At 64.6% G+C, this 24,567-nt stretch carries 21 protein-coding genes; 9 read left to right on the top strand and 12 right to left on the bottom strand.

From position 1 onward, the window contains the following. Nucleotides 1-105 precede the first annotated feature (105 nt). From modA to ASE86_RS03590, 3 genes are all read right to left on the bottom strand, one after another. Entirely contained in the window at nucleotides 106-870 is a 765-nt protein-coding gene (gene modA / locus ASE86_RS03600; RefSeq protein WP_056426554.1) for a molybdate ABC transporter substrate-binding protein, read from the bottom strand. 87 nt (nucleotides 871-957) lie between these two features. Continuing rightward, nucleotides 958-1,671, bottom strand: coding sequence for a hypothetical protein (locus ASE86_RS03595; protein ID WP_156347016.1), 714 nt, complete (start codon nucleotides 1,669-1,671; stop codon nucleotides 958-960). A gap of 9 nt (nucleotides 1,672-1,680) precedes the next feature. Then, nucleotides 1,681-1,902 (bottom strand): hypothetical protein, encoded by a 222-nt coding sequence (locus ASE86_RS03590; RefSeq protein WP_156347015.1) that lies wholly within the window; start codon nucleotides 1,900-1,902, stop codon nucleotides 1,681-1,683. Between the two features lie 157 nt (nucleotides 1,903-2,059). Between ASE86_RS03590 and ASE86_RS03585 the strand changes: the two genes are divergently transcribed. After that, nucleotides 2,060-2,554: a hypothetical protein gene (locus ASE86_RS03585; RefSeq protein WP_056422428.1), complete on the top strand. Its 495-nt coding sequence runs from the start codon at nucleotides 2,060-2,062 to the stop codon at nucleotides 2,552-2,554. Here ASE86_RS03585 and ASE86_RS15620 read toward each other — a convergent pair. Further along, nucleotides 2,551-2,859 carry a TonB family protein gene (locus tag ASE86_RS15620; protein ID WP_162233302.1) on the bottom strand — a complete coding sequence of 103 codons (309 nt, stop codon included), beginning with the start codon at nucleotides 2,857-2,859 and terminating at the stop codon, nucleotides 2,551-2,553. The two genes, ASE86_RS03585 and ASE86_RS15620, sit on opposite strands and share 4 nt — an antisense overlap. Before the next feature lie 475 nt (nucleotides 2,860-3,334). Between ASE86_RS15620 and ASE86_RS03575 the strand changes: the two genes are divergently transcribed. The 4 genes from ASE86_RS03575 (at nucleotide 3,335) to ASE86_RS03560 (ending at nucleotide 8,605) form a co-directional block, all read left to right on the top strand. After that, on the top strand, nucleotides 3,335-4,165 hold the full coding sequence (locus ASE86_RS03575) for an aldo/keto reductase (RefSeq protein WP_056422424.1): 831 nt from the start codon (nucleotides 3,335-3,337) through the stop codon (nucleotides 4,163-4,165). Nucleotides 4,166-4,460: 295 nt separating this feature from the next. Then, nucleotides 4,461-5,621, top strand: coding sequence for a hypothetical protein (locus tag ASE86_RS03570; protein ID WP_156347013.1), 1,161 nt, complete (start codon nucleotides 4,461-4,463; stop codon nucleotides 5,619-5,621). Nucleotides 5,622-6,104: 483 nt separating this feature from the next. Further along, a complete protein-coding gene (locus ASE86_RS03565; RefSeq protein WP_235523979.1) occupies nucleotides 6,105-7,469 on the top strand; it encodes an IS1182 family transposase in 1,365 nt (454 codons plus the stop codon). A 242-nt stretch (nucleotides 7,470-7,711) separates the two neighbouring features. Then, nucleotides 7,712-8,605 (top strand): dihydrodipicolinate synthase family protein, encoded by an 894-nt coding sequence (locus ASE86_RS03560; protein WP_056422417.1) that lies wholly within the window; start codon nucleotides 7,712-7,714, stop codon nucleotides 8,603-8,605. 25 nt (nucleotides 8,606-8,630) lie between these two features. On the opposite strand, the gene ASE86_RS03555 is transcribed toward ASE86_RS03560, so the two are convergent. After that, nucleotides 8,631-9,962: an alpha/beta hydrolase gene (locus tag ASE86_RS03555; RefSeq protein WP_056422415.1), complete on the bottom strand. Its 1,332-nt coding sequence runs from the start codon at nucleotides 9,960-9,962 to the stop codon at nucleotides 8,631-8,633. Continuing rightward, nucleotides 9,959-10,084: a hypothetical protein gene (locus ASE86_RS16615; protein WP_268795305.1), complete on the bottom strand. Its 126-nt coding sequence runs from the start codon at nucleotides 10,082-10,084 to the stop codon at nucleotides 9,959-9,961. The genes ASE86_RS03555 and ASE86_RS16615 overlap by 4 nt, the downstream gene beginning before the upstream one ends. 193 nt (nucleotides 10,085-10,277) lie before the next feature. Between ASE86_RS16615 and ASE86_RS03550 the strand changes: the two genes are divergently transcribed. Together ASE86_RS03550 and ASE86_RS03545 are read left to right on the top strand one after the other, a co-directional pair. After that, nucleotides 10,278-11,768: a serine hydrolase gene (locus ASE86_RS03550; protein ID WP_056422412.1), complete on the top strand. Its 1,491-nt coding sequence runs from the start codon at nucleotides 10,278-10,280 to the stop codon at nucleotides 11,766-11,768. A 168-nt stretch (nucleotides 11,769-11,936) separates the two neighbouring features. After that, entirely contained in the window at nucleotides 11,937-12,380 is a 444-nt protein-coding gene (locus ASE86_RS03545) for a GNAT family N-acetyltransferase (RefSeq protein ID WP_200911478.1), read from the top strand. 131 nt (nucleotides 12,381-12,511) lie between these two features. On the opposite strand, the gene ASE86_RS03540 is transcribed toward ASE86_RS03545, so the two are convergent. Continuing rightward, on the bottom strand, nucleotides 12,512-14,242 hold the full coding sequence (locus tag ASE86_RS03540; protein WP_162233301.1) for a serine hydrolase: 1,731 nt from the start codon (nucleotides 14,240-14,242) through the stop codon (nucleotides 12,512-12,514). A gap of 641 nt (nucleotides 14,243-14,883) precedes the next feature. Beyond that, complete coding sequence (locus ASE86_RS03535; protein WP_235523978.1) at nucleotides 14,884-15,876, bottom strand: alpha/beta hydrolase family esterase; 993 nt, start codon at nucleotides 15,874-15,876, stop codon at nucleotides 14,884-14,886. A gap of 305 nt (nucleotides 15,877-16,181) precedes the next feature. Here ASE86_RS03535 and ASE86_RS03530 point away from each other — a divergent pair, with 305 nt between their 5' ends. Next, nucleotides 16,182-18,254, top strand: coding sequence for a catalase (locus tag ASE86_RS03530; protein WP_056422400.1), 2,073 nt, complete (start codon nucleotides 16,182-16,184; stop codon nucleotides 18,252-18,254). A gap of 744 nt (nucleotides 18,255-18,998) precedes the next feature. On the opposite strand, the gene ASE86_RS15875 is transcribed toward ASE86_RS03530, so the two are convergent. Beyond that, a complete protein-coding gene (locus ASE86_RS15875; RefSeq protein ID WP_156347012.1) occupies nucleotides 18,999-19,139 on the bottom strand; it encodes a hypothetical protein in 141 nt (46 codons plus the stop codon). Between the two features lie 204 nt (nucleotides 19,140-19,343). On the opposite strand from ASE86_RS15875, the gene ASE86_RS03525 reads away from it, so the two are divergent. Next, nucleotides 19,344-20,414 (top strand): glycosyltransferase, encoded by a 1,071-nt coding sequence (locus ASE86_RS03525; protein ID WP_162233300.1) that lies wholly within the window; start codon nucleotides 19,344-19,346, stop codon nucleotides 20,412-20,414. Here the strand turns inward: ASE86_RS03525 and ASE86_RS03520 are convergent. From ASE86_RS03520 to ASE86_RS03510, 3 genes are read right to left on the bottom strand one after another with little or no spacing between them, the layout of a single operon-like run. Further along, nucleotides 20,348-21,259 carry a glycosyltransferase family 2 protein gene (locus tag ASE86_RS03520; RefSeq protein ID WP_056422395.1) on the bottom strand — a complete coding sequence of 304 codons (912 nt, stop codon included), beginning with the start codon at nucleotides 21,257-21,259 and terminating at the stop codon, nucleotides 20,348-20,350. The genes ASE86_RS03525 and ASE86_RS03520 overlap by 67 nt on opposite strands. Beyond that, nucleotides 21,256-22,389: a hypothetical protein gene (locus tag ASE86_RS03515; protein ID WP_056422394.1), complete on the bottom strand. Its 1,134-nt coding sequence runs from the start codon at nucleotides 22,387-22,389 to the stop codon at nucleotides 21,256-21,258. The genes ASE86_RS03520 and ASE86_RS03515 overlap by 4 nt, the downstream gene beginning before the upstream one ends. Continuing rightward, nucleotides 22,386-24,428 (bottom strand): HAD-IIB family hydrolase, encoded by a 2,043-nt coding sequence (locus ASE86_RS03510; protein ID WP_268795304.1) that lies wholly within the window; start codon nucleotides 24,426-24,428, stop codon nucleotides 22,386-22,388. Before ASE86_RS03510 ends, ASE86_RS03515 begins: the two co-directional genes overlap by 4 nt. Between the last annotated feature and the right edge of the window lie 139 nt (nucleotides 24,429-24,567).

Raw genomic sequence — 24,567 nt, 5'->3', positions numbered from 1 at the left:
GGGGGGGGGGGGGTTTTTTATCCGCAAGGGGTGTACGCGCGGCGCCCCCCCTCCACCAGCCTGCGGCTGGTCCCCCTCCCCGTGCCGCGGAGGATCTGAGCCGCCTCACCGCACCGAAAACCCATATCCCGCAAACACCGCCCGACCGGCGCGCGACAGCAGGAACGCCCGGAACGCCAACGCATCCGGATGCCGCGCCCCCTTCAGCACCGCCAGCGGATAGCGGATCGGCGGATGGCTCGCCGCCGGAAACACCGCAACCACGCGCACGCCCTTCGCCGCGCGCGCGTCGGTCGCATAGACCACGCCCAGCGGCGCCGCCCCCCGTTCGACCAGCGCCAGCGCCGCGCGGACATTCTCGGCCCGCGCCACGCGGTCCTTCACCGCCGGCCAGTCGCCCAGCCGCTCCAGCGCCGCCTGGCCGTATTTTCCCGCCGGCACCGACGCCGGATCGGCCATCGCCAGCCGCCCCTGCCCCAGTACACGAGCGAGATTACCCCCGCGCCCGAGCCGCACGGCTCGTGGGATCCGCGCGACCAGCACCAGCCGGTTACCCAGGAAATCGGCCCGCGTGCCGACACGCAACAGGCCCTTCGCCGCCAGCGCATCCATCCAGTCCTCATCCGCCGACACGAACAGGTCGGCCGGCGCCCCCGCCATCGCCTGCCGTGCGAGGGCCGAGGACGCCGCGAACGAAATCACCGGCCGCGGATGCCCCATCCGCGCCCAGCGATCGGCCGCGGCGCTCATCGATTCCTGAAGGCTGGCGGCGGCCAGCACCATCGGCCCTTGCGGGGGCGGCGGGGCAGCACCGATCGAAACGATCGCGACGAACAGCGACAGGGCGAGGCGCAGGACGGGGCGTGTCATGTGCTTCGCTATATCGCGGCGCCCGATCGACGCCAGCCTCTCATCGGTCGCCATCCAGCATCGTAAATCGGCGACCGCAGGGTCCCGTTAGTCGTTGACGACCCTGGTCGTCACAATCTCCAGGCTGCGCGACGGCGTGGCGGCGGGCGGCGCGGGGACCAGGGCTGGCGGCGGCACGACCTTGGCCTTCGCGGCCGCGATCTGCGCGTCGGTCACCAGATTGTTCTGCTTCAGTTGCAGCAGGATTCCCCTGACCTCCGCCAGTTCGGCCTGGGCCTTGTCAGCCGGTGTCAGCGTGGCAGGCGCGGTCGCCGGCGACGTGCCGGTATCCGACTTGATCGAAACCACCTTGCCTGCCTCGATCGCCTCGCTCACCAATTGCAGGATGTGGCCGGGCGAACAGATCGCCTGATTGTTGATGAGATGCGTCACGCTTTGCGAATAGGTGAGCTTGGCGTCATCGGTCTTCGACGCCTTGCTTGCGTTGTCCGCCAGCGCGGTCAGGATCAGCAGGCGGACGGAATTCACGTTTTCCGCCCCGAAGAGATAGCGTTGTTCGTAGATGCGGAAGCCCGCCGACGCGGCGCTCGTCCCCAGGGACAACGCGGTCAGCGCGTCGTTGCTCGTGTCGTCTCCCGAACCGATCAGCGCGACGGCACCGGTCAGCAACGCGGTGATCGGTGCGAACGTGTCGCGCCACACGTTGACCCGCCGCTGGTTGTCCGCCTTGGCCAGGATATATCGATTGCAGCGCGCCTGGATCAGCGCGAACCCCGCGTCCATGAAGGCACGCTGTTTCACCGGATCGTTCTACTTCAGCGTCGGCGGCGTGCCTGTCGTGAATGGTCGTGCTTCCAGCGCCGCAAGCTTGAACTGGTACAACAGACCGTCGCTGTAGGGACTGGTTCCGTCGGCCGCATCGACCTCGCGAGTTATGCCGGTGTCGGAGATGAATTGCGGCCGGGCGTCATTGCTGCACGCTCCTACCGCCAGAAGAACGGCACAACTGCCGATCAGACGCCTCCCGCGCATCGTCATTCTCCCCCAAGAACTGCGTCGATGTTCCGCTTCTCGCATGCGAAATTTAACCCTCGGACGACAGGGATTGCGACCGAAACGGTGCGATCGGCCGGACCTTGCGTCTCAACGCTATGGCGCGTTCACGCCGATTTCGCGCTAGACCGGGTGGATGACCGTCCCCCTGCCGCATGGCCATGGCGCCAGCCGCCCGCTCACCCCCGGCGAAACCGCGCTGGCCGCCTCCGTCTTCGGCGACGCGATCGATTACGCCGCGGCGTCGATCTCCTTGCGAAAGTGGGCGTTCTTCCAGCCCCGCGACACCGTCATCGCGCCCAGCGGCTGCATCCATTTCCACCCCGGGGGCACGCTCTACCGCGACGACTTCGCCGCCGCGTCCGCCGACCTGCAGGGGCTGTTCATCCACGAGATGACGCACGTCTGGCAGCACCAGCGCGGCATCTACCTGCCGCTCGCGCGCCACCCCTTCTGCCGCTATTCCTACAGCATCAAGCCCGGCTGGCCGCTCAAGCGCTACGGCCTGGAGCAACAGGCCGAAATCGTCCGCCACGCCTTCCTGCTCCGCCGCAACCGCATCGTTCCGGGCGCGCCGGACCTCGCGCGGTACGAGACGATCCTGCCGTTCGTGGGGCAGCGCACGGCCTAGAATTCCAGCAGTCTGTTCACTGCAAACCATTGCTGCGACGGGATTGCGGCGCCGGCCGCATCCTTGGCCGGTTTCATGCGAAGCTTCCGCGTCGCAATCTGGCATGTCGTCTTGTCGAGGGGTGCGGAACTGGACGACACGAAAACCTTGCAGGAATTGATAGCCCCCACGCGGTCGATCGCGATCAGCGCCACGACCCGACCCATCTGTCCTGCCGCGCGCGCATCCGCCAGATAGGCTTCCGCCCCGAACACCTCTGCCGGATGACGGCTGAATCTGGCGGGTGTGACGATGTCACTACGCAAAGCCGTCTCGGTGGGATCATACAGCCGCCGCCCTGAGCATCTCTCGGCAGCCCCATCGCCCGCTACATGCACATTACTCTTGCATGACGGCAAAAGGCAAACGGCTGCGTAAGGCATACCTTGCGGCCAAACGAACATGCCCAACAACCAAAGCAAATTTTTGCAATAGGTAACTGCAGATAGACGGAATATCAGATCTGGCTGGGGCGGCAGGATTCTACCCCAGACAAGGCACAGTTAAGTGCTTGATTTTACTGACATGCAGAAACCGTCTGCACAGCCCGTTGCTACAGTGAATTGGCACAGTCCGCAAACGGTGTTTTCACACCTGTTGCGGTGCTCTGATTCGCCCGGGGACGCACAATCGGCGGCGTGCAGGCTGGGAGTCAGCTGACGCATTCGAAAACGCCCGATTAAGCGTTCCGGCCAGCCCCGCGAGGTGATCCGATCGACGACGTCAGGCGTTCCTTGCCGCATGAAGACAATTCGCTTTCCCGACGGCACAACCGTCCCTGCGCTCGGCCAAGGCACTTGGATGATGGCGGAGGATGATGGCCGGCGGTCGCAGGAGATCGCTTCGTTGCGCGAGGGGCTATCACTCGGCCTCACGCTGATCGACACCGCCGAGATGTATGCCGACGGCGAGTCCGAACGCCTCGTCGGCGAAGCCATCGCGGGTGCGCGCGACGATGTGTTCCTTGTCAGCAAGGCCTATCCGCAGAACGCTTCACGCGACCGGCTGCCCCGCGCGTGCGAGGCGAGCCTCGAACGGCTCGGCACCGATCGGCTCGACCTCTACCTGCTGCACTGGCGCGGCAATGTGCCGCTGGCCGACACGGTCGAGGCGATGGAGCGGCTCGTCGCGGCAGGCAAGATCCTGCGCTGGGGCGTCAGCAATCTCGACATTGCCGATATGGAGGAACTGATCGCCAGCGGTGGCGATAGCTGCCAGACCGACCAGATCCTCTATAATCTGACGCGGCGCGGTCCCGAATATGACCTGATCCCTTGGCTGGCGCGACGCCGCATGCCGATCATGGCCTATAGCCCCGTCGAACAGGGCCGACTGGTTTCCCACCCCGGTCTCGCTGAACTCGCTGCGAAACGTAACGCTACGCCTACACAGCTTGCGCTCGCTTGGCTCCTTTCGAGGGAGGGCGTCATCCCCATTCCCAAGGCCGGATCAGTGGACCATGTCCGCGAGAACCGCGCGGCGTTGGACGTCGACCTTTCCGACGCCGACCTCAAGCAGCTCGATTCCCTGTTCGCACCACCTCGCACATCCGAGCCGCTGGCTATGCTGTAAGGAGGCGAGGCGGAGACGACCCACAATCCGCCATTTAGGCACGGTTTGAGATCTTCCACATTCTGCCGCTCATTCATCTTCTCGCTTAGGTTTGGATGGCGGATAGCCAACTTAGCTCACGAACGGGCGGGGACGAGCGGAAAGCGAAACGCGGGCCGGGCGACTCACAGGCGGACGCCCCTTTAGGGGTGCGACACCACCGACACGATCCCATTGCGGAGCCATCATGGATCAAGCCATGAATGCGTTGCCAGCCCACGTCGACCCGATGGGACGCGGCAGAAGGGAGTCTACGATGGGTGACAAGAACCCCCGCTACGAAGGGAGCATGGTGTTCCTCCCCGACGTGTCGCTGCTGCGTCCCGGTGATATCATCCTGACCTCTACCATGGAGTCGCAGGACGAACGCTCGCTCGAAATATCACGACGCGTGCGCGAGGCTGCCGGAAGCCGCTTCAGCCACGTGCTGATCTGCACAAGCCCGCCGACGTTCGCCGAAGCCGGCAGCGAAGGCGTGAGCTCACTCTCGCTGGCCAACTGCTTCGTTCACGCAATCGAGAACGTCAGGGCGTTCCGCCATCCGGACGAGACCGTCGCAAGAAGGGCGGCGTCTCACGCCCAGATGGGCGTAGGACGCGAATATTCATTACGTCAGGCGAGGCAGAGTGTCCTTCCGGCTGGAACGGGCAAGGCGACGGCAGGCGACGATGGCACGTTCTGCTCGGCCTACGTCGCACAGGCGTTCGTCATGGCCGGTGCTGAGGAGTTCGCGGCTGTGTCTATCGAGCGGACGACACCCGCCACCATCGAAAAGATCGAAGGCCTGGTCGACATCACAAGCGTCATCTTCCAACGCGCGCTTGCCCCTCGCAACGTAGAAGCCATGACCGCCTTGGACGGGGACTACGCTCCCACGCCGTCCTCCCCGCAAACTGAGACGTTCCAGCGCTACGCGAAGGCTGCGCTCCCCCGGGCAGAACGCCTCGTCAACATGTTCCCGGAAGCCGGCCTTGAGCGGCAGACCACCTACTTCGGCATGCTACTCCTCATCCTGAACGCCGACGCCTCCACGCTGAAGATCGCCGAGGGTAGACGCCTCGACTTTCTGCGCGCTATCACTGAACTCGATGACGCCCTCGCGACGCAGCAGGCCGACGGCGCGATCGAGGGATTTTTCGCCGACATAGTCGCGAGCGACAATCGACAGATGGAACGTGACCTGCGAGAATCCTTCTCCGCCACTCCCGACATCGACGTCCGCGCCCTCCGCAGCCAATATGACGCAAGGGAGCGCAGCCTCGTCGAAAGGCAACGTGCGCTGGTGTCTATGAGCGTGGGACGGAAGTGGCGGTCAATTGACGCCCATTGCAGCATGCAGGAGGATAGCATCGCCTTCGCCTCACGCATGCAGAAGGCGCTACAGGAAATTTTGACCCGGCTCGGCGATCCCGGCTGACGCCTCGATCGTGCGCGCGGCCTGGTCCCAATCAGGTCCGATATTATCCGAGCCATAGCCCCCGCGGTCTTCGTCCGCACCTAAGCCTGAAGCAAAGGTGCAACACCGCCAAAATGGGCCGGCAGGCATTTCGACCATGGCGCACAGGCTGCCTTCCTGCAGCGATCCGGAATGCTTATTTCCGTTGGTGCCGCTCGTTGGCCGAGCCACTACCTCCAGCGCTGCTGACCCACCTACGGTCGATCAAGGCAGTCCGCCTGTTTCCCAACTTCGGTCATTCATTCAGGACCAAGGGAAGGGCGATGCCGAAAATTCTCCTTCTTGTCTGCCAGCACAGGCCTGTCCCGAAAGCGATGGCAGACTGTGCGGAAACTCGGTGATTGATTCCATAGGCTCGCGGACAGGCGTATGCTGTGCCGATGGCGTACATCGAGGGTCATGCGCGCGACCAGTCGCTGCTGTTGCCGGCATCGGTCGAGGACTATGTGGCGGCGGACAGCCCGGTTCGGTATCGACGCATTCGTCGATGACCTCGATCTGGGCGAGGCCGGCTTCCATCGTACACGGCCGAAGGCGACGGGACGACCGGGATATGACCCGGCCGACATGCTCAAACTGTACCTGTACGGCTATCTCAACCGGGTGCGGTCGAGCCGGCGTCTGGAAGCCGAGGCGACGCGCAACCTTGAATTGATCTGGCTGCTGCGCGGGCTGCGGCCGGACTACAAGACCATCGCCGACTTCCGTCGTGACAACCGGGGTGCGTTCAAGGCGGTGTTCCGCGCCTTCGTCGTCCTGTGCCGCAAGCTCGACCTGTTCGGTCGCGAGCTGCTGGCGGCCGACGGCACCCGGCTGAAGGCGGCGAACAATCCGGGACGCAACTTCTCTCGCGCCAAGCTGGCCAGGTACATTGCCGCGGCCGACGAGCGGCTCGAGGGGTATCTGGCCGAGCTGGACGCCATCGACCGCGGCGAGGATGGCCATGGGCCCGGGCGCAGCGAGGCGCTAGCCGCGAAGATCGCTCACGTGCGCGAACGGCGGCAGGCGCAGGCGGCGATGCTGGAGCAACTGAACGCCAGCGGCGAGAGCCAGATCTCGCTGACCGACCCCGATGCGCGTGCGATGGTGACGGGTCAGAAGACCACGGTCGGCTACAACGCGCAGGTGGCGGTCGATGCGAAGCACAAGCTGATCGTCGAGCAACACGTCACCAATGCCGCGACCGACATGGGTCTGCTCGCCTCCACCGCCGGCGCGGCCAAGGTGGCGCTTGATCTCGAGCGCATCGATGCCGTGGCAGACATGGGCTATTACAAGGGTGAGGACATCGAGGCCTGCGAGGCGAACGGCATCACGCCCTATGTCGCCAGGCCCGAGCGGGGCAGCGCGGTCGCCAACGGCCGCTTTCCCAAGGAGCGCTTCGCTTACGACCCGGAAGCCGACGCCTACCGCTGCCCCGGCGGCCGGCTTCTCGACACCCGCTACCGCTCGGTCACGAATGGCCATGTGTCGATCCAGTATTCCAGCCCCGCGGCCTGTGCCGCCTGCACCATCAGGGCGCGCTGTACCGGAAGCCGCTGGCGCCGCATCAACCGCTGGGAGAACGAGGCGGTGCTCGAGCGCATGGCGAAGCGGCTCGCCGCCCGACCCGGTATCCTCAACATCCGCCGGGAAACGGTCGAGCATCCGTTCGGCTCGATCAAACAATGGATGAACCAGGGCGCTTTTCTCATGCGCGTGCTGGAGAAGGTCCGCGGCGAGTTCAGCCTGACGGCGCTCGCCTACAATCTGAGGCGAGCCATCACCCTCGTTGGGATCCCGGGACTGATCCGGGCAGTGACAGCCTGATCCGCGCCGCCAAGGGCGTCGATACAACTAGGCATGCTCCCCATCGCGCCAATATGCCGCCCGCACAGCCAAAAACCCGGATCAAGCGTCTCCCCAACCCACCTCGTCGAAAAGAACGTCAGGTCCGCAACGTGCCGCAGAGTTTCCGCACGGTCTGGATGGTGAAACGGGAATAACAAAGATGGTGCTGGTCATTGTATGCACGAACCTGAACCGCATCGTTCGTTACTGAAGGCTCGTCCATGTCCCCCCTGTTTACCGGCCTTTCGGCCTTTCCGCTCACACCCGCCGATGCCAATGGCGTCGTCGATACCAACACGCTGGGGATATTGGTCGATCGTCTCGCGACCGCCGGTGTCGATACGATCGGCCTGCTCGGCAGCACGGGTGGTTACGCATATCTCGATCGCGCCGAGCGCGTCCGTGCGGTCGCAGCCGGCATCGAGGCCGCAGCCGGACGTGTGCCTGTCATCGTTGGCGTTGGAGCGCTGCGGACAAGCTGGGCAGTTGAACTGGCCCGCAATGCCGAGCGCAACGGGGCAAGCGGGTTATTGCTCGCACCCATATCCTACTTGCCGGCGAAACATCACGAGGCGGCGGCCCACTACCGCGCCGTTGCCGGAGCGACGGCACTGCCGCTTTGCGTTTACAACAATCCCGGCACGACCGGCTTCACCTTCTCCGATGCGCTGATCGCCGAGCTGGCGGCGGTGCCGGGCATAGCCGCCATCAAGATGCCGCTGCCGGCGGACGCGGACTATGTCGCCGAACTGGCCAGACTGCGGGCGATGACGCCGGAGACGTTTGCGATCGGCTACAGCGGTGATTGGGGCGCGACCGCGTCGCTACTGGCCAGGGGCGCAGCCTGGTACAGCGTCGTTGCCGGCCTGCTGCCCGAACCGGCCCTCCGCCTGACGCGAGCAGCTCAGGCGGGACGCGGGGACGAAGCCGAAGCGATGGACGCGGCATTCGCTCCGCTGTGGGCGCTGTTCAAGGCCTATGGTAGCCTGCGTCTCATGTACGCGATAGCAGACCGATTCTCGCTGTCCGTCGGTGACCCACCGCTGCCGCTCATGAGGGCACCCTACCCCGCCGTTGCCGCGGTCCATGCGGCGCTTGATCGCCTCGGCGTCTGAACCCTCGTCGCCGGTACGGTCGTGCTCACTTCATGGGCGACGCTGCAATTCCCGCGTCGGGACCGAAGACGGTTCCCGGCAGCTTCGCGATGCAGTCCCCGCTCAGGGGCGCGCCGGGGTCATGAAGGAACGCCAAGGTCATCTGGCCGCCGCACCGGTTGAACATCGCCCCATGCGACTGGCCGGGTATCTGCACGAACCGCGCGTTCGGCATGGTGCGGAGCAGACGACGCCCCCACGCGGGAGGCGTGACGGGATCGAACTCTCCGGCGAGAATGAGGACCGGCACGTCGCTTTTGACCGGCTCGTTCGCCTTAGCGTCAGCGGATGACACGCGCCATGCGGCGCACATCTCGGGCGTGGCGGCACGATTGTCCACGCCACCAAGGCCCAGCGCCGGGGACGTTTGCGAGGCCATCCGCGAAACCATCTCGAACGGCATCTCCTCGCCGCACCAGATCGACAGGCGCAACCCCCAGTTGAAACTCGATGGAGTCTGTTGGGTCAGCGGCAGCAATCCGGCCAACCGTCCATCTGCCGCCTCGCTGATGATCCGCGGCAAGGTGGGGATGGTGGCGGGCTGCTGAAGACCCGTGCCTACGGCTTCGACGATATCGCGACCGCGCAGCATACGATCCGGTGCTGCGACCCCGGTTCGATCGGCGTCGGCGACGAGCTTGGCGAAGCGAGCGTGAAGGTCCGGGTATCGGGTGTCACAATCCGGGTCGTTCGCGCACCCGGCCAGCAAGGCATCGATCGCCCGTCGCAGCGAAGACGCGGCGGTTTCGTCGTAGTCGACGTCGATCGGCAGGACCGAATCCAGCACGACGCTCCGCAGCCCTTCGGGGTGGCGTTGCAGGACCGTTTGCGCGAGGCGCGTGCCATAGGAGAAGCCGATCAGGTTCCATTTCCGAATACCCAGCAGCCGGCGGAGATCATCGAGGTCGTCGGCGGTTTCGGCCGAGGTATAGCCATCGAGGTCGACCCCGGATGCGACCAGTGCCGCCCGGCACCGTGCGACTGCCTCGGTCTGCGTGGCAGTATCCGCATTCTGGGCGCGGAGGACGTTGATATCGGGACACGCGAGCGACGGGCGAGCGAACTTGTTGCCCCGCCCTTCGAGAAGAATCAGGTCGCGTTCCATCAGGAACGGGTTGCCTTTGCCCGTCGTGCGTCCGTCGATGCTGCTCAAGCCCGGCCCGCCGGGGAGATAGACGACGGGATCGGCCGCGGGGGTGGCGGCCGTGCTGCGAAAGATCATCACCGGCAGGCTAATCGTGCGACTGCGCGCCTTTCGACGGTTTTCGGGCACATACAGGAAGCCACATTCGATCCGCTCGCCGGGCACCACCTTCACGGCGCACTCGACTTCTCGAAGCGCGGCACGGGACGCTTCGTCTCGGACGCATGTGCTGCCGTCGCGATCGTCATGACAGCAACGATGACGGGTAGCTTGGCGAGGTAGTTTTGTATCACCATTGTTCCTGAATGTGGCCGTTACTACTGTATCATATTACCAACACACTTTGGCAAACGTCAGACGCAGTTGCAATCAGCGTGATTAGTCAATGACGGGTTTGCCATCATAGCGGTCCTCACTCATCGAGCCGTGTTGCCATAGTAATACACATATGCGAGGATGACGGCGGGCTTTCTCCTTCGGGGTCATCGCATGAACAAGCTGGTACTGGCGGCTTTCCTCCTGTTCGCAACGCCTGCTCATGCCCAGGCCCCGGAAGACGGGTTGGCGACATTCCTCAAGGCGAAGATGCAGAAGGAGCACATACCGGCGCTGCAGGTCGCCGTCGTGCAACACGGGAAGATCGTGGCATCGGCAGCCTATGGCATCGCCGACGTGGAGCATGATGTGCCCGCTACCACGTCCAGCGTCTTCTCAATCAATTCCTGCACCAAGGCGTTCACGGGCGTCGCGATCATGCAGCTGTCCGAGGCAGGCAAGCTGCGGATCGACGATCCGGTTTCCCAGTATCTCGATGACCTGCCACCAACCTGGCAGGCGATCACGATCCGGCAGGTCCTGTCTCATGTCTCGGGGCTGCCGAACATCATCGATGACAAGGAACATCTGATCGGTGACGGCACGGAGGCGTCGGCATGGGCGGCGGTGAAGACGTTACCGTTGGAGTTCAAGGCCGGCGCACGATACAGCTACAATCAGACCGGCTACGTCATGCTGGGCAGGATCATCGACAAACTGAGCGGAATGCCGTTTGCGGAGTTCATCGCGAAACAGCAGTTCGAACCCGCCGGAATGTCGCATACCCGGTTTGGCGATTCTTCCGACGTCGTCCCGCTAACGGCCCGCAGCTATTCCTATCTCGCCAACACCGATGGCGTCTGGCGGAAAGGCGACCGGCTATTGGCGACCTACGCGACCTTTCCAGGCTATTTCAGGACAGGGGCAGGCATCCTCTCCACGGCCGACGATGTGGCGAAATGGCTGATCGCGCTTCAATCCGGCAAGCTTCTCAAGAACAACGCCAGCGTCACTGCCTTGTGGACGCCGATTATGCTGAACGACGGCACCACGGCGGGGACGAACGAGCTGCTGAACGGATCGGGGCTGGGCTGGCCAGTGACGATGCGGACGGACCATCCGGCGGCCGGCCCGATCGGTGGGATGCGATCGGCCTTCTTCGTCTATCCCAAGGATGACCTGTCGGTCGTCGTGCTGACGAACCTTCAGGGCGCCAACCCGGAATATTTCATCGACGAGGTCGCTGCCTATTACATTCCCGGGATGCACGAGGCCGATGGCTTCGGCCTGCCGCCGGCCGTGAAGGCGTTTCGTGCCAAACTGCTTCGCCGTGGCTTCCAGCAGGCACCGCGCATCTTGCGTTCGATGCAGGCGAAGCCGAGCGAGGCCGAACTGAATGCCTGGGGATACAAGCTGCGCGAGCAGGAGCAGCCGGATCAGGCTCTTGCCATATTCAGGCTGAACGCGGCCAATAACCCTGGAAGCTGGAACGTGCATGACAGTCTGGCCGAAGCGCTGGAGGTGACGGGCGACCGCGCCGGTGCGATCGAGCATTTCAAACGATCGCTGGCTCTCAATCCCGGCAACAGCAATGCGACCGAGCATCTGAAGACGCTGGAAGCACCGATCAGGACGACAAGCGGCGCTGCGGGGGTAGCGCGTTGATACCGCAGGATTCCCAGAAAGAACTGGTGATTGAGGGGTCGGACGCCGTTCCGTTGGAAGCGAGTTTCGAGAAAGCTGGCGTCGATTGCTGACGCGAATTATCGACTATCGTGCTGTCGCCGTTCCGCTCGCCGTCGGAAGGATAAACCGTTGTGGGAGTCGCCGTCGTTGATCGTTCGCCAAGCCATCATCGCTGATCTGGACAAACTGGTGCCGTTGTTCGACGCCTACCGCCAATTTTATGAGCAACCGTCCGACCTGATCGGCGCTCGATCATTCCTGTTCGATCGCTTCGAACATCAGCAATCAATCATTCTGCTAGCTTGCGAAGGAGACCGGGCGGTTGGTTTCGTACAGCTGTTTCCGTCATTCTCTTCAGCAAGGCTCGCGCGCACGTTCATCCTCAATGACTTGTTCGTATCCCCTGACGCGCGCGGCATGGGCGCCGCACGCGCCTTGCTGGATGGGGCATGTGAGTATGGCCGGAACGTCGGCGCAGCGCGGCTTTCGCTCTCTACCGCTGTCACCAACACGACCGCTCAGTCGATTTATGAAAAGACCGGGTGGACACGCGACAACAAATTTTACGCTTATGGCATCCCGTTAATCTGACACGAAGACGCTTCCCGATTGAGATGGAATTGTGGGAATGGGATCATCTTCCCAAAACTTCATGCACAGATAGAAGCAAGAGCGGAAAGGTGTTGGACGGCGTGGGCGACGCTGTCCTGCAATGATCCGTTTTACGGCACCGAGATGCGGGGCGCGAGCTTTTCCTCGTCATTCTGCCGCAACGTCACGGCGGCAATCTTTCCGGCTGTCTCACGAAAGATCAGGTCGAACGGTACGACCTTTCCGAAGAATTCTAACGGTCCTGACGCATGGATCGGCACCGCCTGCTGCCCGGTCAACTGGATCATCAGACGATCCCGGGATCGGAATACAGTGATGACCTGATCCGGTTCGAGCCGGTAACGGCCGACGAACCGGTCCAGTGCGGCCGGCGGCATCGTGACCACCGGCCGGGTGGCGGGCGGTGTCGGTGGGGGCGGCGTGGCGGCGACCGGCGACCCTGTCAGCAGGTGCATGGCGATATCTTCCACACCCGGCTGCGTCATCGCGTTGGCCAGCACCACCACGCCGCGCCGACGGACCGGATCGAACGCGGCATTTGCAAGATAGCCGCCAGTTGCGCCGCCATGCGTGACGATCGTGCCGACCGGCGTCGTCGCGACCATCCAGCCGATGCCCCTACCTGCTTTGGGGCCATCGCCCTCGGCACGGACGACCCGCATGTCGTCCATCACCGGTTTAAGCGGTGTCGGCACAAGGCCGATATGCGCGCCAAGATAGTTCAGCATATCGTCGGCATCCGATCGCAGGCCCCCGGCCGCGACCATCGCACCGCCGGTCCATTTCCACGGCGTTACGCGTTGCAGGAATTCATCATGCGGCGTCGCCTGACGTCGCATATCCTCGTCCGTGGTGCGTACCGTTGTGTCCGCCATATGCAACGGCCCGGTGATACGGGTCCGCACCAGCGTTTCGTAATCGGTGCCCGCCCGCCAAGCGAGGATCTGGCCGAGCAGCGCGACGCCGAGGTTAGAATATTCGAACTGCACGCCCGGTTCGCGATCTGGCACCCAGGTTTTCAGAAACGCGCGCATCAGCGCCGGTGTGTAATCGTCGTAGGGATTGCCCGTATCACTGAAGGGCATGTCCAGCGGCACTCGCGGCAACCCCGATCGATGCGTCGTCAGATCGAGCAGGGTGATCGGACAGCCCCGTACCGGCAGCGTCCAGCCTGCCGGCAGATATTTTGCGGCAGGGTCATTCAGTCCGATCTCGCCGCGTGCCACCATGTCGGCCAGAAGAAGCCCGGTGAACGTCTTCGTGATCGAGCCGATCTCGAACAGTGTGTCCGCTCGCGCGGGACCGCGCGTGATGATCCGCCGGCCGGTTTCGTCGATCACGCCCACGACGATCGCCTCGCCCGGTCGCTGTGCGATGCGCCGGTCGAGCAGGTCGCCGATCTCGGCATCGGACGGCAGCGTCCATGCGTCCGTCGTGGCCGCGGGGCGGGGCGGAGGTCCGTTCGCCGTGAGCGCCAATGGGAATTGCGCACCGCCTTGCTCCCACACGCCGACGAAGCGTCTGGTCCGCGCATTCCAGCGCCCTGTGTAGCGGGCACCGATGCTCGGCACCGTGCAGCTCAACGTTGTCGGCGTCACCGACACCGCGTCGAGCGGAATATCCCAGACGCGCTGGTCGAGGCTGTCGAGACTCCCGCGCACTATACCGTCCTGACCGAAGCGCAGATGCACTGCGATCCGCAACGTCGCCTTTGACGGAAGCGTCAGCGTCCCGAGCCAGTCGCCATCGCGCTTTGCAGGGGCCGACGCAGCGAAGCGCGACTTTGCGTGCTCGTCGTGGGATGCGCCAGCCGTCGTCGGTGCCACTATTGCGAAAGACATCAAGACGAACCCGAAGCAGTAATTCTGCATCGAGACAGTTCCGTGGCAAAAGGAAGATAGCGTCTTACCCTAACAACACAGCAAGGCAAGCTCGTTCGATCTAATTTCCTACAAGCAAAGGTCGCGTGAGGACGGCTTGAGGCTTCCCGATTTGGATACTGTGACAGGAATCCCGCCGCGCCGATCGAGCTGACGGACGCCAGAGGGGTCTGCTTTCCCGAAATCTGTGCCCGAAGGCATTTTCCTGAAACTGTCAGGTGGAGACGGAGAAACGGGAAAGTTGCGACCGTCCCAAGCGGCGCGTCTTGGAAGAACGATGGCACGGTGGCAGTCAAGATTGACCACGTCGCAGTCAGTTGCTCAGGCGCTGCGGAGACCCAATCGTCGCCAACAGCACGCCTTTTCGCGCTTCCCGAAAGCAGCCTTTCGGTCAGGTGGTCCGGCGCGTGGTTGGCCAGCACTCGCTGTCGGTTCTCGACCGGTGGTGCCCATTCTAGTTAAGCGTCAGCCGCCCCATCCAACGTCTTGTCCTTTTCGAGCTGTGCAGGTTGACGGCCAGGTAGTGGCCCGGTCGATCAAACGGTCGCAAGTTCCTTCGCGCCGTGTCAGCCTTTTCCGGGTTGCCGATCCGCAAAAGCTCCTCAGCGCATCAGGCCGGCCGAGCGCAAGGCTTGCTCGATCGTCGCCTGGACATCGATAGCATGCGGCATGGGCGGCGATGACGGTTCGCGATCCCTCGCGACGGGCTCGTCTGCAATCGCGAGGTCGCCGGACGACGGATCGACCAGCCCCCAGGACGATGCGATATGCCAAGTCGACGATATCCCGACGTCGAGCATATAGGGCATCGGCGAACCGCACGCGCCGGTGCCGGTCGACGTGAGCGGCGTGCCGTGCCCCATGCCGGTGATGCGATAGTCCTCCAGGCAGACGCGGCCACCGGCATCGGCCCACTGCCGCCGCACCGCGCCGTCGACGATGTCGCGCCGATCGGGGGCCGCGGCGACGCCGTGCAGCGCCCGCCATTGGTCGAGGATCGCTTCCGCGTTCGATTGCGAGACGGTGGCGTCAGCCGATCCGTGCCAGACCGCCACCGTCGGCCAGGGCCCGGCGTGACCCGACGCTTGGGCGACGAGCCGACCTAGCTGCGCCGCATCGGGCAATCCATGCCCCCGCATCCGATCGAACGCCTGCGGAATGGTATCTGCGGTGCCAAACGGCAGGCCAGCGATGATCGCGCCGCCGGCGAACACCTCCGGATAGGCGGCGAGCATCACCGACGCCATTGCCCCACCCGCCGACAGGCCGGTGACGAAGACGCGGGCCGGATCGATCGCGCGGCGCTCGACCATCTCGGCCACCATGTTGCGGATCGACAGCGCTTCGCCGCTGTCTCGACGGGTGTCGCCGGGCTGGAACCAGTTGAAGCAGCGGTTGGGATTGTTGCCGACCGATTGTTCGGGCAGCAGGACAGCGAAGCCGTTCCGCTCGGCGACAGCAGACCAGCCAGCGCCGACGTCATAGCCATCGGCGGTCTGAGTACAGCCGTGGAGTACGACCACCAGCGGCACGCCCGACCCGCCGGTCGGCACGAATGCCTTGGCGGAGAGCGCGCCGGGGTTGGGTCGTGCCATCGCGAAGGGCTGGAGGCGCGTCGACCGTGGCGCCGATCCAACGCTGCCAGCGCTCGGCAGGTTCGCCCGCAAGCGCCTGATCGTGTCGTTAAGCCGTCGCATAGCGGCTCCCATCGCTAAGGGGCAGAAGCCTCGTTGACTAAACTTTTGCTGCACCGCAACATATCGGTCGTCGTATCGGTACCTTCAAGGCGCGACGTTTACGATCACGATCAATCCCCGCCGATAAGCGTTCGCAGGTGGGGCTTTCTGTGCGCTGCTTCGTTCCAACTCCCGAGCCCCACAACGGCGCACGAAGGATTTTCATGAGCGATAGCAACACGGTCACCGGCAATGGTGGCGAGACGCACCAGCGCGCAGCTGGCGACTCCCCCGTCCTGACCACCAACCACGGCGTGCCCGTTAGCGACAACCAGAACAGCCTGAAGTCCGGGGCGCGCGGCCCGACGCTGCTGGAGGATTTCGTCCTCCGCGAAAAGATCTTCCACTTCGACCACGAACGCATCCCGGAGCGGATCGTCCACGCCCGCGGCTCCGGCGCGCACGGCGTGTTCGAGGCGACCGACGATATCTCCGACCTGTCGAAGGCGGCGGTCTTCACCAAGGGCGAGCAGACCGAGGTCTTCGTTCGCTTCTCGACGGTCGCCGGCGGCGCAGGATCCGTCGACACACCGCGCGACGTCCGTGGCTTTGCGGTCAAGTTCTACACCTGCGAAGGCAATTGGGATCTGGTCGGCAACAACATCCCCGTTTTCTTCATCCAGGACGCGATCAAGTTCCCCGACCTGGTCCATTCGGTGAAGATGGAGGCCGATCGCGCATATCCGCAGGCGGGCAGCGCGCACGACACCTTCTGGGACTGGGCATCGCTGATGCCCGAGACGACGCACATGCTGATGTGGGCGATGTCCGACCGCACCCTGCCGCGGTCTTTCCGCACGATGGAGGGCTTCGGCGTCCACACCTTCAAGCTGGTCAACGACGACGGAAAGGCCAGTTTCGTGAAGTTCCACTGGAAGCCGCGTCTGGGTCTGCAATCGACGATCTGGGACGAGGCGCTGAAGCTTCAGGCCGCCGACAACGACTATCAGCGCCGCGACTTGTGGGAAGCGATCGACACCGGCGCCTTTCCGCAATGGGACCTGGGCATCCAGGTGTTCGACGAGGACTTCGCGCGCGCGCAGCCCTATGACGTGCTCGACGCGACCAAGCTGATCCCGGAGGACGACGTGCCCGTCCGGATCATCGGCACGCTGACCCTCAATCGCAATCCGGACAATTTCTTCGCGGAAACCGAACAGGTCGCATTCCTGCCGACCAACATCGTGCCGGGCATCGACTTCTCGAACGACCCGCTGCTGCAGGGACGGTTGTTCAGCTATCTCGACACGCAGAATTCGCGGCTGGGGACGACCAACTTCCACCAGATTCCTATCAACGCCCCGCGCTGCCCGTTCGGCAATTTCCAGCGTGACGGCAAGATGCAGACCCATGTGCCCAAGGGCCGTGCCAATTACGAGCCCAACAGCTTGGCCGCGCATGGCGAGGACGGCGGGCCGCGCGAAAGCGCTGAGCGTGGCTTTACGACCGTGAACGCCGCCACAGGGCCTGACGAGCAGGGCGACAAGTTACGCATCCGTGCCGAACTGTTCGCGGATCACTACAGCCAGGCGCGGCTGTTCTATCGTTCGCAGACCGAGATCGAGCAGGCGCATATCGCCTCGTCCTTCGTATTCGAACTGTCGAAGGTCGGCGTGCTCGATCAGGTCCCGCCGCGGATGGTTGCGAACCTGCGCAATGTCGACGAGAACCTTGCCGCCCGCGTAGCCGACGGGCTGGGCATCGACCTCCCCGAAAAGGCCGCTCCTGCGCGCGAGCCGGTCGACATGGCGCCGTCCGATGCGCTGTCGATCCACAAGAATATGAAGAACACGCTGGAGGGCCGCAGCGTGGGCATTCTCGTCACCGATGGCAGCGACGGCGGGGAGATCGACGCGTTGGTCGCGGCCGTCACCGCGGCGAAGGGCAAGGCGGTGCTGGTCGCACCCAGGGTCGGCGGCGCGACACTGGCCGACGGGTCGAAGCGTAAGGCTGACGGACAGCTGGCGGGCACGCCGAGCCAGATTTTCGACGCGGTCGCCATCGTCGTATCGGCCGAGGGGTGTGCGGCACTGGTGAAGGAAGCCGCCGCCGTCCAGTTCGTGATGGACGCGTTCGGCCATCTGAAGGCGATTGGCGCGAGCGATGCCGCAAAACCCTTGCTCGACAAGGCTGGTGTCGAGCGGGACGCGGGCGTGACGGACCTAGGAGACGGCTTCGTCGCCGCCGCGGCCCGACGCTTCTACGACCGCGAACCCGGCGTGCGCACGTTGGCGTAACCGCGCAGGGGCGAGCCGGCCGCGCCGGTTCGCCCTTTCGAGATGCTATGACCTGTTTGCGGTTGGGCAGCAGTAGACCCAGACGTTCGATGCAACAAATGCACTCCCCCAGAAGCTTCCGTTCGTTCAACGACGACCTACCCCACGATCACTGACCAATGGGCGTCGCCCGCAAGGCTGCTCCAGCTCGAGAACCACCTCACGATTGTGGTATGAAGGGGATGTTCGACGTCTGCGATAAACCGATCATGTCCACGGGCTACACCGCTTTCGTTGCGACCTCTCATCTACCTGAACGGGGCAAACGCCGCCTGCGCCCTGTCGCCTTAGCCAAGGCGATCGCCGATCGAACCAACTAAGCCGTCGCGACCAGCAAGGATGAGGCATTGCCAACTTTTTTTGGGTCTGGCTGACAGCCGCCGTCGCTTGGGCGTGGCCAGTGCGCTCATCCAGTTAACATGAACTGGGCGCAAAAGGCGTTATCGCCGACGTGCAAAACTATTATCTGCGCAAGCGATTCGGTATTAGGCGGCATGGTTGGTCGGATGGTGGGTGACCGCTTGCCGGCATTCGCACTGGTTGGTGCGGCATTCGTCAATGCAGGCGTCATGGTGAGCGAACTCAAGCCTAGCCGCACAGGTACCATGAACTTGGCTAGATGCTGGCGGAAGTGATCCTCAACCACGCGCCGATCGCGCACTAAATCGTGTTTGATACCGGCTCTCGATCGACCTGATGCTTCCGTCAGATGGAGCGTTGCCGGGCGAGTTGCCGACGTGCCGACACCACATTGCCTATCGGTTTCCACAGCACCTTCGTGTCCTGACAGCATAGTCCCAATGGCAGGATCAAGTCGACCCGCACCTGGGCGATGACGATAGTCATGACCGGTGACTAATGGAGTCAGACGCGGTCACGAGTTGGCCGACGACAGACCGATTTGTCTCCATCACGAAACATGCGATTGCGCACGCCGGGCGAAATTCCGACTTTGCCCGGCAAACGATGGAACGGCAACGTACGCCGAGCGCTGACTCAAACTTAAATAATGCAGGGATGGGCATGCGACAGCGATTGAAAGTGGCCGTCGTGGCACATCTGCGTCATCCCATCGCCGAGCCGTTCATGGGCGGGATGGAGGCGCATTGCGCGCTGCTGGTCCGCGCGCTCGGTGCGGCGGGACACGACGTCACCCTGTTCGCCAGCGGCGACAGCGCCACCGACCTGCCGGCCCATCCGATCGCGCCGCAAGCCTATGAACAGCTGATGCCCTGGGCGCTGTGGCACGGCCGGCAGGACCTCAGCGACTGGCTCGACAACGCCTATGCCGGTGCCTGGGCTGCGATCCGCACCGGCGGGTTCGACGTGGTGCACAACAACAGCCTGTCGGCCCCGATCCACGATTGGGCGGCGCGCGACGGCGTGGCGATGGTAACCTCGCTGCACGTGCCCCCGTTCGCCCGCCTGCGCGATGCGATCGCACGCAATCCGGCGCCATGCCTGCGGCTGACGGTCACGTCCCGCAGCCAGTTGCCGCTGTGGGACGGAGTGGCCGACGGACGGATCGATGTGGCGCACAATGGCATCGATCTCGACCGCTTTGCATTCTCGGCCGTCAAGGGCGAACGCGCCTTGTGGTGCGGGCGGATTACGCCGAACAAAGGAACGCGCGAGGCCTTGCTAGCGGCGACGCAGGCCGGGATCGGCCTGGACGTCGTCGGACCTGTCGATTGCGCCGATTATTTCGCGCGGGTGGAGCCCCTAATGACCGGCCCGCACCGCTACCTCGGCCATCTGTCGGGCAAGGCGGTGGCCGCGCGGATGCGGGCTGCGGCGATGCTGGTGTGCACGCCGTGCTGGGACGAGCCGTTCGGTTTGGTCGCTGCCGAGGCGCTCGCGTGCGGTACGCCGGTGGCAACGCTCGACCGAGGGGCGCTCCGCGAAGTGATCGGTGACTGCGGAACGTGCGCCATGACGGTCGATGGCCTAGCGGCGGCGATGCGCGAGACCGCAACGATCCCGCCCGCCGCCTGTCGCGCGCGGGCGGAAAGAATGTTCAGTGCGCCGGCGATGATCGCTCGCTACGAAGCAGCCTACGCCGCCGCCATCGCCGGTGCCCGAGCTTCAAGCAGCGCCATGACCCGCGCCGTGCTAGCATAAGGCATGTGCGACTGCTGGCGGGTCAGCGCCAGATCGGCTTCGTCGGGCACGCGCAGGATCGTGTAATCGTCACCGTCGCGGGCGATCAGCCCCATCAATTCGAAACAGCGCAGCCAGTGGGGCATCGTCCACTCGCCCCATTTGTCGCGGAACGCGCGCGCGTTGGCGACGACGCTGCCGACATGATGGACGGGCGGCATGTGATGGGCGTGGTGCTGGTGATAGGCCCGCGCGCCGCGGGTCCAGAAGAAGGGCACGCCGGCGGTGAAGGCGACCCGGCCGAAATCGGTATCCTCACCGCCATAGCCGACATAGCGTTCGTCGAACCCGCCGAGCGCCAGGAAACGGTCGCGGCGCATCGCGAAGTTGAGCGACCAGAAACAGCGATAGTCGGTACAGGTGCCCAGCGGCGCGACCGGCGGTCCGGCGCGGTCGCAATGCGTTTCCCCGATCGCGGCGAAGTGTTCGAAATCGATTCCACCCGCGGTCGCAGCGGCCGGCAGATATTGGACTTCGCCCATCAGCAGGACATCGCCGCCATCCAGCCGATCGACATAGTCGGCGACGAACGCCGGATCGGGAATGCAGTCGATGTCGAGGAACGCGATCTCTGCCTGTGTCGCCGCACGCGCCGCCGCGTTGCGCGCGGCCGCCAGCGGAATGCCCCCGCCGCCCAACAATATCTGCCGTACGGGAAACCGCGTGTCGGGCAGGTCATACGGTCGATCCTGCATGACGCCGACGACCAGTTCAGCCGGCATCAGCGTCTGCCGGTTCAGTCCGTGGACGAGATTGACCAGATGCGCATCGCGACCGCTGCCGAGCGTGCAGATCGACAGGCTCATGCAATCCGCTCCGAAACCAGCAGGCTGGTCGCGGGCAGGGCTTCGCGCCAGCCGGCCAGGCGATCGAGCCAAGCGGCGACGCCGGCGGCGGCATCGGGGTCGACCAGCCGGCGCTGGCGATCGAGGTCGCACGCGGCGGCCGCCGCCCACGCCGCGCGCCAGGCCGGCACGTGCGACGGCCAGTGGTCGAGCATCGCCGCCGCCCCCGCTGCGCGCAGCATCCGCGCCTTCCACAGCTGTTCGTCGAAATAGCGCCATTCGGGCACGACGACCCAAGGCCGCCCGGCCGCCGCGATCATGTGAACGGTGGTATTCCCGGCCGACGACACGATGCGGTCGGCCGCGGCGATCCACCGTTCGGGATTCGCCACCCAGCCCATATGGCGCAGGTTGGCCGGCGGCGTCGCGTGCCATTCATGCTGGATCTCACCGATCGAGATCCACAGGCTGTCCGGCTCGCCGCGGGCCCCGAGCGTCAGGGGCGTCGCCGGCGTCCCGCTGCCCCCGCCCCCGCCGACCGCCAGGACGATATCGGCGTCCAGCGGCAGGCCCAGCGCAGCCCGCGCGGCGGCCCGGTCGGGACCCTGCGCATCGATGCCGACGCCGGGGGCATAATGGGTCTTGGCATTCATCCACGCCGGTCGACCGGGTTGCTCCAGGCTGGCGTGATAGGGCGCGAGGATGCCGACCGCGCCTTCATAAGCCGCCATGTGGCCGGGATCTGATCGGTCGCCATGCTGCAGGACGGCGACGTGCGGCACGGATGCGATCCGGGCAAGTTGCGCCAGTTCGGCCGATACATCGGTCACGAACAGCGCCGGACGCGCGGTATCGAACCACGAAGCGATGATGGCCACCGCGGTCGTGATCGTATCCCATCCCAGCGGCGCGCAGTGCAGCGTGTCGGGCGTGCGATCGTCGGCAAAGACAGGCATGGTCGGAAAGCCCGGTTCGAACAGTGACGGGATCGTCACGACGCGCGCGTGGGCGGGTAGGGCCGGGAAGATATCGGCACGCGCGGTAAAGAAGCTGATCGGACGATCGGCCGGCAAGCCATGCGCGATAGCCGCGGCACGCTCGGCATGGCCCCGCCCCTGGTGGTGGACGAAATAGCCGATCGGCGCAGTCATCGGGATTTTCCTTCGAAACGGTGGAGCAGCCCCTCGACCACGCCGCCGGCGTGCGGGCGCCGCGCGAAATAGGCGCTACCGGTAGCGCGCAACGGTGCCAGCGCATCCTCGTGATTGGCGACGACGATGGCGTTCGGACAGGCCTGAAGCATGTCGAGGTCGTTGCCGCTGTCGCCCGCGGCATGGACCCGCTCCAGCGGCAGATTGAGCCGGCTGGCCGCCCAGGTCATCGCCGCTCCCTTCCCCGCGCGCATCGGCAGGACGTCGAGCAGGTGGCCGTGGCTGTATATCACGCGCGCCGCGACACCCGCCGCCTCCAGTCGCGCGCGGACACGGGATGCCACGGTCTCGTTTGCGGCAAAATAGCTGAGCTTGAACCGCCGCTGGTCGACCGGCGGCTGGGGTTCGAGGTCAGACAGACTCTCAAGCGCACTTGCCACCGCGCGCGGCCTCCAGCCCTCGGCGATATGCTTGGCGAAGTCGTCGTCGGAGACCAGCGTCAGCCCGGTCCGCCAATAAATCTCTGATCCAACCGACGTGATCAGCAGGTCAGGATCGGGATAGTCCCACTCGGCAAGCAACCGCAGAGCTTCCTGCACCGATCGGCCAGTAGCGACCCCAAAGCCGAGCGCCAAGCGCGTGCGCAACAGGTCGCAGAGCGCCACCGCGCTCTGGGTGCAGCCGGTCAGCGTATGGTCGATATCGCTTAGCAACAGGTCGTCGAACACCGGGCGCCGGATCGCTGCCATCGGACGACGGGCCCGCTCGATCACGCCGCGTGCGATATCGACGAAGCGTGCCGCATAGGCCGGCCAGCCCAGCGCCTGTGATCGCACGACGCCGTTCGTCGACGCCGCCTGCCATGCTGCACGATCGTCGATCAGATTGCGGATTGAGGCGGCAAATCGCTCCGGATCATTCGGGTCGGCGACTACGCCATGGCCCAGCCGCGCAACAATATCGGCCGGTCCGCCGTGCATCGTCGCGACGACCGGCAGGCCATGCGTAGCGGCCTCTGTCAGCGTGAGGCCGTACGGCTCGGTCAGCGCCGGATTAACAAACACGCCGCCGCTTGCCGCCGCGAGCGCATAAAGCCCCGCGACGTCGCCGGCCGCATGCCGCTTCGGCAGGGCGAGCGATCCGTACAGGTCATGCCGATCCAGCCGTTCGATAAGGCCTCCAACGACCGCGCGCTGCTCTGTGTCGCCGCTGTCCGGTCCATCGCGCAGACCGGCGACGATCACCAGATTGCATCGCGCGCGCAAGCGCGAGTCGCCCGCGTACAAATCGACTAACGCGCCCAAGTTCTTCTTATGCACCGGCCGCGCAATGGCGAGCAGCATGGGCTTTGCAAGGTCTCGCAGGAACGGGGCGACCAACGCGGCAGCAGCAGCAGTGTCGGGCGTGCCGCTATCCAGCGCGGCCCCCGGCGGAACGCAATGGATACGCTCCGGCGAGGCACCCGGATAGAGCATCAGCTGACGTTCGGCCTCGTCACGGGAGGAGGCAATGATGGCATCCGCGTCGATAATCGCCCGCCCCTCATGCGCGATCCGTGCGTCGAGCGCGCCACCGGTCATGCCGCAACTGGCCGCTTTGTCGATACCGAGTGAATGGGCAGTGTAAATGAAGGGGATACCGAAACGCCGCCGCACGGCTGCGGCGACCTCCGCCGCGTCGGCGAAGTGCGCGTGAATGACATCGGGCCGCTCATCTATCGCCGCTATGTATTGCAGCAAAGCCGCCGTGAACGCCGGTCGATCCGCGGCACTTGCTTCCTTCGACAGATAGGAGTGCGTGCCCGTATCGATCCGGCGGATCGCCAGCCGCTCCTCGATCGGTTCATAAGGCTGCGCGTAAACAGCGCCCAATATGGGATCGTCGATCAGTCGGGTCACGATCTCGACCGACGTTACGTCATCCCGGGCCACGAGAGCCTGCGCCGCGCCCAACGCGTAGGTGATATGGCCGCCGGTATCCGCGGTCAGGCCGAACGCGACCGGAGGCGCCTTGATGCAACCACCTAGGACAAGGCTCATCACTCGCATCATGAACCTTTCCGAAAGGCCACGCGTCATCGCCTCCCCGCGGGGACCACGACGGTCCGGCGACGATCGTCCGCTCGACCTTAGTTTTTGGGGACATGGACATTACGCATGATCGGCAACAGCGTTTCCG

The organism is Sphingomonas sp. Leaf33, assembly GCF_001421785.1.
Lineage (GTDB): Bacteria > Pseudomonadota > Alphaproteobacteria > Sphingomonadales > Sphingomonadaceae > Sphingomonas.
The sequence above is the reverse complement of the archived record's forward strand: the minus strand, read 5'-3'. Positions and strand labels throughout refer to the sequence as shown.

Bases quoted from the DNA above. Each gene is read 5' to 3' on its own strand.
- ASE86_RS15875 (WP_156347012.1), bottom strand. From the start codon at position 19,139: ATGACTATCGTCATCGCCCAGGTGCGGGTCGACTTGATCCTGCCATTG.
- ASE86_RS03515 (WP_056422394.1), bottom strand. From the start codon at position 22,389: ATGACTGCGCCGATCGGCTATTTCGTCCACCACCAGGGGCGGGGCCAT.
- ASE86_RS03540 (WP_162233301.1), bottom strand. From the start codon at position 14,242: ATGTCTTTCGCAATAGTGGCACCGACGACGGCTGGCGCATCCCACGAC.
- ASE86_RS03550 (WP_056422412.1), top strand. From the start codon at position 10,278: ATGAACAAGCTGGTACTGGCGGCTTTCCTCCTGTTCGCAACGCCTGCT.
- ASE86_RS03585 (WP_056422428.1), top strand. From the start codon at position 2,060: ATGACCGTCCCCCTGCCGCATGGCCATGGCGCCAGCCGCCCGCTCACC.
- ASE86_RS16615 (WP_268795305.1), bottom strand. From the start codon at position 10,084: ATGGTGATACAAAACTACCTCGCCAAGCTACCCGTCATCGTTGCTGTC.
- ASE86_RS03530 (WP_056422400.1), top strand. From the start codon at position 16,182: ATGAGCGATAGCAACACGGTCACCGGCAATGGTGGCGAGACGCACCAG.
- ASE86_RS03565 (WP_235523979.1), top strand. From the start codon at position 6,105: ATGTGGCGGCGGACAGCCCGGTTCGGTATCGACGCATTCGTCGATGAC.
- ASE86_RS03560 (WP_056422417.1), top strand. From the start codon at position 7,712: ATGTCCCCCCTGTTTACCGGCCTTTCGGCCTTTCCGCTCACACCCGCC.
- ASE86_RS03575 (WP_056422424.1), top strand. From the start codon at position 3,335: ATGAAGACAATTCGCTTTCCCGACGGCACAACCGTCCCTGCGCTCGGC.
- ASE86_RS03520 (WP_056422395.1), bottom strand. From the start codon at position 21,259: ATGAGCCTGTCGATCTGCACGCTCGGCAGCGGTCGCGATGCGCATCTG.
- ASE86_RS03510 (WP_268795304.1), bottom strand. From the start codon at position 24,428: ATGAGCCTTGTCCTAGGTGGTTGCATCAAGGCGCCTCCGGTCGCGTTC.
- modA (WP_056426554.1), bottom strand. From the start codon at position 870: ATGACACGCCCCGTCCTGCGCCTCGCCCTGTCGCTGTTCGTCGCGATC.
- ASE86_RS03590 (WP_156347015.1), bottom strand. From the start codon at position 1,902: ATGCGCGGGAGGCGTCTGATCGGCAGTTGTGCCGTTCTTCTGGCGGTA.
- ASE86_RS03570 (WP_156347013.1), top strand. From the start codon at position 4,461: ATGGGTGACAAGAACCCCCGCTACGAAGGGAGCATGGTGTTCCTCCCC.
- ASE86_RS03535 (WP_235523978.1), bottom strand. From the start codon at position 15,876: ATGGCACGACCCAACCCCGGCGCGCTCTCCGCCAAGGCATTCGTGCCG.